Source organism: Gardnerella sp. KA01001 (genome assembly GCF_049244025.1).
Taxonomy (GTDB): Bacteria; Actinomycetota; Actinomycetes; order Actinomycetales; family Bifidobacteriaceae; genus Bifidobacterium; species Bifidobacterium swidsinskii.
This window is the reverse complement of the sequence record NZ_CP058366.1, coordinates 717336-730798: the sequence shown is the minus strand read 5'-3', so window position 1 is coordinate 730798 and position 13463 is coordinate 717336. Positions and strand designations below refer to the sequence as shown.

General features: G+C 40.9%; 5 protein-coding genes. All 5 read right to left on the bottom strand.

Annotated features, from left to right (window positions below; all coding sequences use genetic code 11):
- Positions 1-83: 83 nt before the first annotated feature.
- Positions 84-2111 carry a ribonuclease J gene (locus HXT59_RS02995; RefSeq protein WP_102703229.1) on the bottom strand — a complete coding sequence of 676 codons (2028 nt, stop codon included), beginning with the start codon at positions 2109-2111 and terminating at the stop codon, positions 84-86.
- A gap of 154 nt (positions 2112-2265) precedes the next feature.
- Positions 2266-3660 (bottom strand): MFS transporter, encoded by a 1395-nt coding sequence (locus HXT59_RS02990; protein ID WP_102703230.1) that lies wholly within the window; start codon positions 3658-3660, stop codon positions 2266-2268.
- A 61-nt stretch (positions 3661-3721) separates the two neighbouring features.
- Positions 3722-4408: a GNAT family N-acetyltransferase gene (locus tag HXT59_RS02985; RefSeq protein ID WP_102703231.1), complete on the bottom strand. Its 687-nt coding sequence runs from the start codon at positions 4406-4408 to the stop codon at positions 3722-3724.
- Positions 4409-4589: 181 nt separating this feature from the next.
- Complete coding sequence (locus HXT59_RS02980; protein ID WP_421784078.1) at positions 4590-8795, bottom strand: ATP-dependent DNA helicase; 4206 nt, start codon at positions 8793-8795, stop codon at positions 4590-4592.
- Positions 8796-8797: 2 nt separating this feature from the next.
- Entirely contained in the window at positions 8798-13420 is a 4623-nt protein-coding gene (locus HXT59_RS02975; RefSeq protein ID WP_421784076.1) for a PD-(D/E)XK nuclease family protein, read from the bottom strand.
- Between the last annotated feature and the right edge of the window lie 43 nt (positions 13421-13463).

Here is a 13463-nt window from a genome sequence, read left to right as displayed (position 1 = left end):
CTTATATTTTTCTTATTTTTGATTATATTTACGATTATTTTTAGCTATTTACAAATAATTGCGAATATTTTCTTTATTTTTGATTATTCTTGATTATTTTTTGCAATATCCGCAACTACCGGCACGAGCATAGGCTTCCTGCGCAAAGCGCGAGCAACCCAACTACCCAAAGTTCGTCGCATAATCTGCTGCAACTTATGAGTATCGTGCTCACCGCGCATCATCGCATCCTGCAACTGTTCAACAATTTGATGACGAACCTTCTCAAAATCAGCCTCGTCTTCAGCAACAGCATTCAAGAAAATCTTTGGACCAGAAACAACGTCAGCGTGCTCTGTATCAACTACAACAAAGCTCGATACGAAACCTTCCGTGCCCAAAATTCTGCGCTTTTCAAGCTCTTCATCTGTAAGCTCACCAACAGAATCACCATCAACATACACGTAACCGCATGGTACAGAACCAACAACTGCAGCATTGCCATGATACAAATCCACAACATCGCCGTCTTCAGCAAGCACAACGTTATTTGGTTCAACGCCAGTTTTTACTGCAATCAATCCGTTTGCAACCAAGTGACGATGCTCACCATGAATTGGCATGGCGCACTTTGGCTTCACAATGTTGTACAAGTACAGCAACTCGCCTTCATTGCAATGACCAGACACGTGAATTGCAGCGTTATCTTTGTTGATTACACGCGCACCCAACTGCACAAGCTTGTTAATAACCTTATAAACTTCGTGCTCATTTCCTGGAATAAGCGAACTTGCAAGAATAACAGTGTCGAACTCATTAACAGTAATATCTCGGTGATTGCCATCTGCAATACGCCCGAGTGCAGCCATAGGCTCGCCTTGTGAACCAGTGCACATGTATACGAGCTTGTCGTCTTGAACATCCTTGGCCTGCTTTAAGTCCACAACCGTGTTTTCAGGAATATGCAAGTAGCCTAAATCCGCAGCAATTGACATATTGCGAACCATCGAACGGCCAACGAACACAACTTTTCTGCCAAACTTGTGAGCTGCGTCAACCACTTGCTGCACGCGATGCACGTGGCTTGAGAAACTAGCAACAATAATCTTGCGCGTAGCTTCAGCAAAAGCGCGATCCAAAGCCGGACCAATCGAAGTTTCAGGCTTTACAAATCCTGGAACTTCAGCATTAGTGGAATCAGCCATAAGCAAATCTATGCCCTGCTCACCTAAGCGACCAAACTCAACTAAATCAGTAATACGATGGTCAAGAGGAAGCTGATCGAGCTTAATATCGCCAGTATCAATCAAAGTTCCAGCAGGCGTTTTAACACAAACAGCAAGCGCGTCCGGAATCGAGTGCGTCACCGTAATAAACTCAAGATTAAACGGACCTACTTTCATCTTATCGCGGCCTTCAACGCGAGTAAGTTTCGGCTCAATATGATGCTCCTGGCACTTTGCTTCAACAAAAGCCAAAGTAAGCTTAGAACCAATTAACGGAATGTCAGGACGCATTTTAAGAAGGTAAGGCACACCACCGATATGATCTTCGTGACCGTGCGTTAAAACCAATGCCTCAACTTTGTCTAAACGATCCTGAATGTAGTGAAAATCTGGGAGAATCAAATCAACGCCTGGCTGCTCTTCTTCTGGGAATAGCACACCGCAATCGATAAGCAAAATATGACCGTTATATTCAATTACGTTCATATTGCGGCCGATTTCACCCAAACCGCCAAGCGGTACGATTCGCATTGATCCTTTACGATACTTTGGCGGCGCAATAAGAGCACCTTCTCTTTGATCGTTAACTACAGGAGGAAGAACATTTCCTGTTCTACGAGTTGATGACTTTGCATTTTCTGTTTTAGTTTCTTTGTTGAATTTAGCTTTTTTAGTTGATTTAGTTTTAGCAGTTTTTACATCTTTAGTAGATACTGATTTAGTTGAAGTATCAGCAGACATTTTTTTATTCACTTTTTTCACCGACTGTCGAATTTGCTTAGACGACGCAGAAGATTCTTGGTTATTAAGAGAACGCATATTATCAGCGTCAGATTGCAACGCATCGCGTACTACTTCAGCAAGAATTTCCTCAGTACGTTCATCATATTCTATTTTCATATTCATCTCACTACATCTTGCGATATTGCGCACTTCTTTCTAGTGTACCGTTAGGACTCAACTCAGCTTTTGTCACTGAAGCGGCAGAAACTTTACGCAGCTGTAAAATTTCGGTCGGATTAAAGCGAGAAAACGGCAGAAACTTTACACACGTGCGCAGTTAATGTCGCTTTTTAAGCACCATTACAATAAACCAGCCAAGCGTGGCGATAGGTATAGCTGCCATTGTTGAGATCCATGGAACCATCATTCCGGCATGCGAATTCCACGAGTCGATTGCAGCTCCAGCAGCCATCGAGCCTAAAGAACAGCCAACAGCAGACGCAGTTGGTAGCCATGAAAGACCTTCCGTAAGCGATTCTTCAGGAACAGTTGCTTTCACAATAAGATTTCCAGTAGCAAAAATTGGCGAAACGCATAAGCCAGAAAGCACTTCAAAAACGCTCATAAACATAAGTCTGTCAATATTAAGACTCATAAGCATAAATCCGACAGTTAGAACAGTCAAAAATACAATCAGATGTGACCAATCAGAACCACGGAATTTATGCGATCCAAAAATAATCGCTCCCACAAGCGAACCACATGCAAACAATGCCAACTGCATACCAATGAAATGATCAAGCCCCTGAGCTTTCATTGCAGCTGTTACAGACACGTCAAATGCACTAAAACTCATATTAAATACAACAAACATGAGCACAAGCGGGATAATGCCGCGGTAAAGCAGCACGTTTTTACCGCGCTTTTTTGAGCGATGATTATGCAATTGCTTAAGACTAAATTTGTCTACAAATGAGCGTTTCGCTTCTTGCTTTTGAGATGCCACATAATCTTTGGAAATTTCATCTTCTTTTTGAGAAGCGATTAATACATCAACATCTTCAGCTGCAGCAGTTGGAACTTCCACTACTTTGAGCACAGCAGGTTGAGTATTTTTTAGAGAAAAGAACCAAGCTCCGCCCAATCCACTTGCAAATACTGGCACGAATAATTGCGAAACAGGGTGCACAGAAGTTGCTAACCACGCGGCTAAAATAGGTCCTAATATAAACACAATTTCATCGATACCAGATTCCAACGCATAAGCAACGTTTAATAAAGAATCGTCATCTTCTGCACGCAATGTATAAGCCCAACGAGTACGCACCAACGCGCCAAAAGCAAACTGAGTTACACCCATCACAATTGCTAACACAAAAAGCAAAACAAGAGGAACCTTAAATAAAGCTGCAAATGCAAAAGAAATCATAGCGATTACTTGTGCACTTAGCGCAATAACTCCAACTTTACGCTGACCAAAACGGTCAAAAAGCTTAGCATACACAGGAGTTACCGCAGCTTGTGCAAGCACATACGACGCAGACATTGCTCCAGCAATAGTCCAGTTGTTATACAAATGGTTTAATGCAAGAACAATCCCCAACGCAATCATAGACATTGGCAAACGCGCAATCGCGCCTGCTACACAAAACGCTTTAGCTCCATTAAATGAAAATAATCTAGAATATTGAGAAAATACCGATGCTTTCTTAGTTGCCGTTTGGGACGACATATATTTCTTTGCTCCTTTTTGTCAAGCAAGTCACGCAACGTTATACATTTGCATATTTTTATTAACGCGTTTTAGAACGAGCATTTGCTTGCTTTGAACGAACTCTCGGCTCACCTGAGTAAATATACAAGTCATCCACCAAAGATTTCACGTTCTTAGCTTCATAAGGATGATCCGAGCGCATAAAAGAAGCATCTCTTCTAAGCCCGTGATAATCATAAAAGCTTACGTCACACGCTGAATCAGTATGTAAATAGTAACGATTTACTCCGTTATTTCTTAGCATATGCATTGTTCGCTTCCACAAGCCTCCACCAACACCATGCCCACGAGCATCTGGAGAAACAAGGAAAAGCTCCAATTCCGCTTGAGTTAAATTATTGATATGAGATTTCGCTTCAAGTTTAGTTTCCAACGCGCGCATGCCGTACGCTTCTTCTAAAGCGAGAGCATAGTTTTTGTCACAATTTTCTTTCATTGTGGCTTCTTGCTCGCGAAGCATTCTCCCTACTTCTGGAAATAAAACAGGTGCGTCAAAAACTCGCGCCAAAAGCAGACCCATAAACTTACCATCTATTTCAGCAATAGTACCATGCGTTGAAGGTTCTAAGTAATGCAACACACATCTTCGAGAAAGACTTAACGAAGCATCTTTCCCAACTTTTTGCGCAATACCCCAAGTACGTTCATATTCTTTAACCATTGCATCAATATCACTGAGTTTTACAGAACGAAATTCAACAGTCATGATTCTTCCTTACTTCATACTCAAATCGATGTTGTGCGTATGCCCGCCCACACACACTGCACGAGGAATCTGCACGTTTTCGAAGTGATGCACGATGCGTTTCAATCGCGGCGCAAAATACGTTACAGCAAACAAAAATTGCAGCAAATAAATTGCGACAAAATGATTGCAATAGCAACATTTATGCGTCATCATCATCGAGGGAGATTAACGTGTCAGAGTGTAACTCGGCAAGGATCTCATCTTTCGTTTTTTGCTCGGCATGAATTTCCCGTTCACATTCATCCGATATGTTCACATAATAAAGGGTGGCATCGATAGCATCAAGCGGAACCTTAGTCATAAGAGACAAAAGCAGACGATACCAGTCAAGCTGGCCAAGTTTAAGCGCAATATCTTGCGGCTTGGTCGGTTTTCTACCAGTTTTCCAATCAACTATCGTGTACAATTTGCTTGGATCTTCTGGATTTAAACCACCTGCAAATATTGCGTCGATTTTGCCATTAATAATTTGATCGCCTAATTCTGGAACATGAGCTACAATCGGCTGCTCTGCTGCTATAGGACGGCGATGCGCCCATTTTGATGTTATTAAGCGCTGCTTCCATATCAACAATTTGCGCTCCGAAGATTTTGCATTTTGCGAAATATTCTCGCAAGTTTCAGCAACGTTCTCAACAGCATTCTCATCAACGTTTTCATCAACGTCATACTGAATAGAATTTTTATTCACGCAACCAGCTTTTACAAACTGTTCAGCCCAAGCATGAAAACGCGTTCCCAAATCAGAAGCAGGCGAAGAAACGCTAGGAATAGGGCGAATAATTGCCATCCATTCCTTCCGCAAACGCTTAGCATCCGCATCATTAAAATCTTCATTCGCGCGCGAATAATCATTACGAAACATAGCGCGTCTTTGCACAGCAGTCACATTGACATTTTCAACATTAGAAAGCTGCTCTGCTCTGTTTTTCAACTCTTGAATGTTGTGATACCAATCAATTTTCGGCATTAAATCTGCATCTTGTAGCAAAGCTTGAGCTTTGTAAAGCAAAGAATTATCTTTTGAAATACCAGAAATTTGATTACTCATTTTTGAATTTACAACGTCTTGCGCAGATTTTTGCAATACACTACGTATAGCTTCACTAGATGCACTCGGCCAAGATAATTGTTTCTCATTATCTTCAGTTGGAATAGTGCTTTCCTCGCTAAATAATTGCGCAAGTTGCGAAGCTGACTCCCCTACAACATAACCTACTTGATTTGAAGAATCTGAAACCTTAGCTGTGACCTGAACCGGAGATTCTTCAGATCCGCGCATTGAATCATACATTTCCTGCCAAAAAACAGAAGGTTTTTTAACTCTAGAAGTTGAAATATTTGAAGATTCATCTACAGAAGAAGCTGCACTATTGGCAAAATTTTCTTTATTCTCAACAACGCTCATAGCATTAGACTGGCTGCAAGTGAGCAATGCTGCGAATTTAGCACGCGTCAAAGCAACATACATAAGGTGACGCTCGTCAATATGCAAAGCGCGCCCACGCTCTTCGACTTGTGAAAGAGGCAATGTGCCAGTTTTCATCACAGCGTCATACACTTTGCTAGCTTCTGAAGGAATCGCTTCTACTGGAGCCTGCTCATGCTCATGGAATTTTTCTGCCAAATCAAACATTTCTCTAGCTCTTGATCCATAAACTTCTGCGTCGATATCGTCTACAGTTAACATATTTTTCAAAGATTTTTGAGGTTCCATGCTAGTTTCAAGATCAACATCGTGAGGGAATCTTGGCAATATGTTTGCATCCACTCTCATAGAAACAGGTACTTTTGCAGCAACTTCGAGCGTTGCGTATGCACTTTCCCTGTACACGCCACTTTGTTGCGTTGCTATTACGCGCAAATTATCGCCTTGATTACTTGGGAACGCGCCTTCATTAAGCCCAACTATCGCTACAGCAGGCCATTCCAAACCTTTCGATTGGTGAATAGTCATTAATACGACATCCGCAGCCTCATCCACTGAAGAAGGTTGATCGTTAATTTTGTCTATATTGAAAATCCAAGACATAAACCCATGCAAAGTAGGAGTTGTAAAATCGCTCATTTCTTGCAAATACGCGTCTGCTAGTAAACAAATAGAATCGACAGTAGAGTGCATATCGTCAAGAAGCGTTGCATTAGAGGAAGTATCATTCATAAGCGCACGAGATAGCGCAACGTCAATATCAACGTTAAGCGTTTCTACAGCAACGCGCATAATATCTTGCAAAGAACCAGATTGAGCACGTTGTATTGCATGAATCATTTGCCCTATTCTTAACACTGCTATATAAGCTTTAGAGCTTAAATTATTTTTTAGCTCAAAAAGCAAATTATTGTTATTGTTGTCGTTATTTTTTGCTTCTTCGCTTAGTTGCGTTTCGTATGCTTCAAGCAAAACATCCGCCACAAAAACTCCACCATGAATACTATTGGTTTGCGAAGCTTGAGATTGCTGTTCTCGAACAACTTGCGACCACTTAGAGCGAGGAGTTTCAGCGTTTACTAAACCTGCTTGCACTAAAGCACGAAAAACATATTCGATATTCTTTGATGTTGCAATATTAGCTATAGCAGCCAAATCGTCAGTATTAAGCGCAAAACGAGGAGTTGCAAGCAATCTCATCAAAGCTTGAGTATTTGTGTGATCTGCAACAACAGAAAGAAGAGCTAAAACATCTCGAATTTCTGGTTTTTCAAGCAATGCAGAATACCCAACAGTAAGAGTGCGTAAACCTGCTTTTTGTAATGCTTCTTCATATAACGGAATATTATTTTTGCTACGGAAAAGAACTGCAACTCGAGCAGATGCAGAATTAGTATCGTCGTTTTCAGATAGCGCATTATGTTTTACATATTTTACAAAACGCACAACGGCTTCTACTTCTTGATATTGCGTAGGCATATTTAACACACTAAAAGTACCTTTTGGTGCATTATCTAAGTATTGCAAGTTTTTCACTTCTACTTCTGTAGCAAGTGAACTACTATGGCGAAGCGCAGGCACTCGCAAAGGTTTCGTAATAGAATTTGCAGCTTTTAAAATAAGCTGCGAATTGCGTCGCGTTCTAGTAAGAGAAAACTCACTTGACTGGTCGATATTTAGTGCTTGCTCAAGCTTTCTGAAAGCTCCGGAACTAGCTCCTCTAAACGAGTAAATAGCTTGGAACGGATCACCTACTGCAGCAATATGCGTTTGTTGAGTAGTTAAAAAGTCTTGATTTTCGCTAGTTTTCGCAGCAACGCTAGCTTCTTCCACACCGTTAGTTTTTTTATGAAACAGCGTTGCAATCAGCATTGCTTGAGTTGTAGAAGTATCTTGATATTCATCAAGCAAAACTTGGCTGTATTGGCGGCGATACTGCTCTGCAATAGAAGGAAAATGCGTCACCAAACGGTATGCAGCAATAGTAAAATCGCTAAATTGCGCCATATTTGCGCGCTGCTTTGCTGCGTCAAAAGCCAAAACTAATTCAAGTAATACATTGCGCTTCTCAGCAGCTTCAAGCAAGTTATTACAAGATTCATAACACTTATTTTTTAATGTAATATTCAGGTATTCTACGTATTCTTTTCCGTAATTTTCGCACTTTTCGAAATATTTTTCATCTGAATCGTTTTTTCCGCGACGCAATTTAATAGAGCTAGGCTTTTTTGCAATTATTTCAGTAGTTTCAGCACAATTAATTGCTTTTTGCAAATGCTCAATCCAAGCGTTATTCCACTTTTGAATTTCTAAAACAGCTTTAGACGTGCTATCTATAGACTCTCCCCTGCTATTTATGCCAATCATCGAGCATGAAATATCTGCTGCGAGCGCAAGCACGTCGTCAATAAGCGCATCAAAACTATACCAAGACAGCACTTCCGCATGATTAGTAACATAATCGTTTACTAGCGGTTTTATTAATTCGCGCGCACCTGCATCGCTTAAAGGTTGCGTATTTTGATCAAATCCAACAAGCAAACCATATTGGCGCACAATTGACTGGAAAAAAGCATCGTATGTCATTACTTCTGGCTTCAAAAAGCCACTTGAAGATGCGGAATTTGCATTATTGATAAGCTTATTTATTTCGCTACTATGCTGACTTACAGCTTGAGCAACTCTTGCAAGCAGCTCAGAAGCTGCTTTATTAGTAAAAGTCAAACCCAAAATACTTTCAGGAGCAACTCCGCGCTCAATAAGGTCGATAACTCGACGAGTCATCGTATACGTTTTGCCGCTTCCAGCTCCTGCAACAATAATCATGTTCTTATTTGTTGGCGCTTGAATTGCTGCAGCTTGCTCCGCGCTATCGGTGTTCTTGCGAGTAAATTGCTTATTTGTTTTATCAATCATAACTACAACACCTCATATACAGTGTCTATACAACCTGCGCATGCTGGGCATACTTGTTTTCCGTTGCAATACTTTAAGTGTTCAGAAGTTGGGTGCGCAATAATCTTATGCGAACGAACTGCCGCAGCAGCATAGCAAACGCGCGAAATCATAGTAAGAGACCATTTTGCACTTTGGTTTAATGATGTAAACGACTGCCAAGCGCTTTCGCTTACATTTTCTGGACAATTCTTCGCAATATCGTCAAGATGCGGACAATCTAACAATCTTGCCATATTTTTGAATCCAACTCGTAACTCAAGCGGATTATTATTTAAAGCATTTTTTACGCAAAGCGGCGGCTGATACACGTTTTCAGCAACGTTATGATCTTGAGCAGGATAATCGTTCTTAGCAACGTGAAATAGAATACTTCGCGAAATAATCGGCGCATTCGACGCATCAATAAGAGGTTTCTCATCAGAAAAAAGTAAAGCAAGCTGGTAGCAAACTAGCTGCAAATCGTTAAAAACTTCGCTTGCTGTTAAAGGCTTTCCTGTTTTGTAGTCCAGTAAGCGAATATGCTCGGAACCATCTGAATTGATGCGCTTTTCCATGCGATCAATTCGACCGTGAATATGTACTTGCATATCTTCACTTGCGCCATCCGGCCATCCTCCAACTAAAGCACCCATCAATTCGTAGCAATCATGCGTAGTAACGGTTTGCAAATTTGCATTCTTAAAAGTATTGTTCAATACGCGAGCAATATCATTAAATCCAAAATGCGCGCTTGTTTGCAATTCGCAATACGCTTGTTGCAATCTACCTATGCTACTTTCTAAAGATTTTTCGCTTTTTGTAAGAGATTCTAATATGCCGTTTTCTGACTTTTTTGAGTTAAGCGCATATGTTGATTGATCGTAAGAAGTGACAAAATATTGCGCAATTGCATGTAACGCACGTTTAATATTCTTCTCACGCGCAAGAGCCGAATAATGCTCCTTACTATCTCGAATATCTGCAAGTTCAGGCGCAATACTTAGGTAATACTTTTCCATAAGATTTGCGATTGCGTTACTGCGGCGCACAAGCGGAGAGTAGGGAGAATAGTCGGCTGAATTATTCGCAACTTCGGCTGAATTATTCGCTGTTTCAGTTTCATCAACTTCAGTTTCATCAACTCCAGTTTCTGGCATATCGTAATGCTGATTTTCGCTTGCCCATCTTGCAGTTTCGTGAATGAGCGTGCCAAAATACGTTGCTGCACTGCCGGGTTGAGGACCTAAAAGCTGACGATTTAGCAATCCGCACACAGGGCATGCCCACAAACTATCTACAGCTGAAGGAGACAAGCTTACAACAGAACTAGCTTTTTTAGCAGAGCCAGCTTTTTCATTGTTTTTTTCATTGTCTTTTTCAACAGAAGATTTTTTATCAACATAGTCATCGACATCGCTCATAAAATCCCACTCAAAAGGATCAGCGCAAAATACTCCATTTTCTTTAAGTAATTGCAACGTTTGAGCAGCGTCAATAATCGCATTTCTAGACTTACTATTCTCACTATTGGAACTATTTGCAATATCGGGACTACTTGCATTACCTGCATTATCTGCACTACATGCACTATTGCCAAACTCTTCTTTCATAGAAGAAGCACGCAAAATTTGCGAACGAGCAGCACACACTAGTCCACGAGCATCCATATCTAAACCAGCAAAAGGTGTAGTAAATTCCGTAAAAGGCGTGCGCGAATTTTCATTATTGTAGTATCTTTCAGGCAAATAATAATAAAGAAAGTCGCTTGGCACAGCACTATCGCTATATTGCGCGCTTATATATAAACGCTCTGTTGCGCGCGTAATAGCTAACAAAAAACTGCGCTGTTCCGAAGCAAAAACTGCAGATTTATCATTATTCGAAAGAAGTGACGCATTCACAGTCAATTTAGAAGCAGAAATCTTAGAATGTAAAATAATATTCGCTAAACTTTCTGCGCCAAACATAGTGCTACGAGAAGCAAGATTTGGCCACACACGTTGTTGCAAAGTAGGCATCCACACAAGATTCCAATGTTTTCCAACAGAACCAGCAGGAGTAGTAAGCGTTACAGCATCTGGAACAGGTGCTACTTTAGCAAGAGAATCAGCTTCAATTTCCATGCCACGAACTTGAGCTATAAAATCTGCAATACTTACAACATTTTCTTGTCTAAAAGTATCGTCAAACGTATTCATTGAAGAAATATCAGAAGAAACATATGAAGAAACATAATCAAAAAGACGCATTGCAGCATCCAAGCGATCGTTAGCTCGATAACCTTCCGAATTATGCTGTAAAGACATACGCTGCCAACGCTCAGCAACATGACAAATATTCCAAGCCTCACCAAGAGCGTATTGAGCATTACTCAAATCAGGATTATTGCGCATACGAGAAGCGAGAATTTGCACGTTTTTCCACAGTTTTACAAAAGCTGCAACGTGCGGATTTCGAGGAGCCATATTCTGCAATATTTGCAACACTGTAGAATCATCATCTATAGAACGTGCAACATCTGCTACACAAAGCAAATAGCACGCATCGAGAGATAATGGCATAAGATCATTTGAACTGCCATCAATACGACTATTATCAACCAAAATTTGAGATTCAACGTACGCTTTGCTTTGCGCATCATGAAGCGAATTTTGCAACAAATCCCAGTTATGAACAAGATTTTGCAAAGGAGCATTAGATTCAAAGTTCTTGTTCTTTTCACCATTTTGCTCAATTAAAACAGCCGAAAGAGAAGAAAGAGAACGCATAAGCAAATCTACAGAATATAACTTCGCAGGTATTTCAACGTCTAAATCACCGTAAAATCCAGAATCACTTTTAGTAATCGCGGAAAGCGGACTATCCATAATATTCTGAACTCGCAAACGCACCCACGAAGCCAAATTTTGCAAACTTCTACCATGTTTTACTTGCTCAACAATTCCAGAAAAACCGTGCTGCGCAAATTGAGCAAGTTCAATAAGCGCAAATAAACCTTGCACAAATGGCTCATCTTTTAATGGGCGAGTCACTGACGAGTATCGCACAGGAACCCCAGAAGCGCGAAGCTGCTCGCCAAAAAGACGAACAGTAGAATTGTCGTGCGCAATTAACGCCATATCGCTCCACTTGCGCTTATTATTTACGTGAGATTGCTTCATTTGCCAAATAACAGCATCTAATTCCTCGCGCTGTGAACGATATAACGCTGTAAAAACAGTGTCGTCTGAGTTGAGATGAGAATTTTGGAGGGTTTCTATAGGCTCAATCGGTAAGGAGCCTACAAATTTTGGCATTTTCCAAGGGCGATTTGGGAGCGCAACATCTGTTTTATATTGCGAAGTAAGCGAAAGAGAAACGCGTGAAGCGAGCAATTCACGCATCGAAGGTGCTTGGGTATAATTTGCAAAAGTTGGATCTGCAGAATAATTTTTAGAAAAATCGGCAGAATCGTCGGAAGAATTTTCGCAAGAATCAGCAAAACCCGTATATTCTAAAGTTTGCTCAGCAGCATTCAACTCATCCAAAGCTGCAGAAATTGCATAATCCGGGTACGCTCCTCTAAACGATTGCACAGATTCATCCGGATTCGCAAGCAAAACTAAACGCGTGCCAATCTTCGACAAAGTCTCAATAAAACTCAAACCAGCCAAAGTAATATCTTGATAATCATCGACTACAAGAAGAGCTGGAATTTCAGAAGAGTTTACTAAACCATGCTCTCCTAATTCGCGCGCAGATTTTGCACCCTCAACCAACAGTTGCGAAGCGTCAAGTCGGAAAGAAGATTTATAAGTGTCGGCAATTATTTTTCGATATTCAGCTCGCAAAGCAAACGCCAAACGCCATTGAGTTAATCTACGTTTAATAAGCACAGACGTTTGTAAAATATCACTATTATTGGCGTAAGATTGCTCGTCACTAAGAGCGCGAAGAACTGAATTTTCGCTTTCAAAATCGCTAATACCAAGCTCATCTAAACGAGCGAGCATATCGCGCAATTGATGCATAAAAGCGTTGTTAATATCGAATCTATCTGCCAAAAATTCTGGAGACGAAGAAGTTGATTGAGCAACCGGAGTTACGGAAGGCGCAGAAGGCACTGAAGCGGCGGAAACTGCGCAAGTTAATGGAATAACCCATTGAGACGTTTCAAAATAATCCTTAAAAAGCGCGCATATATTGCAATCACCATTATCTCCACGCATAACATGCTCAATGTGTGCGCGCAAAACTTTACGAAGCAAAGAATCCTGCTCAGCACCATTTAGCAGCTTAGGCGAAGGATTATTCTTTAACTTACAGCAAGCAGAAATGATAGTAAAAGCTAAAGAAGCCAAAGTGCCAACTGGACGAGACTGCTTACTTACACCAATTTGGCGAATAATAATATTGTCAATTTTTGAAGCAAGAACACGATTTTGCACAGCCATCGCAGTAACATTATGCGACCAACGCTTATAGCCGGAAATTGCTGCGCGCACAGCAAACTGCGTTTTACCAGTATTCGGCGCACCATACACAAGCAACGCATTAGTCACATTGCCAGAAGAATTGCGTAACGTACCGTCAAATAATGCTTGTAATGCAGTATCCTCACTCATACGTTTAATTCTAGCAATTAGGCAATAGTGGCGCGCAACAATA

Coding starts and splice junctions, on each gene's coding strand:
- HXT59_RS02990 (WP_102703230.1), bottom strand. CDS start 3,660: ATGTCGTCCCAAACGGCAACTAAGAAAGCATCGGTATTTTCTCAATAT.
- HXT59_RS02995 (WP_102703229.1), bottom strand. CDS start 2,111: ATGAATATGAAAATAGAATATGATGAACGTACTGAGGAAATTCTTGCT.
- HXT59_RS02975 (WP_421784076.1), bottom strand. CDS start 13,420: ATGAGTGAGGATACTGCATTACAAGCATTATTTGACGGTACGTTACGC.
- HXT59_RS02980 (WP_421784078.1), bottom strand. CDS start 8,795: ATGATTGATAAAACAAATAAGCAATTTACTCGCAAGAACACCGATAGC.
- HXT59_RS02985 (WP_102703231.1), bottom strand. CDS start 4,408: ATGACTGTTGAATTTCGTTCTGTAAAACTCAGTGATATTGATGCAATG.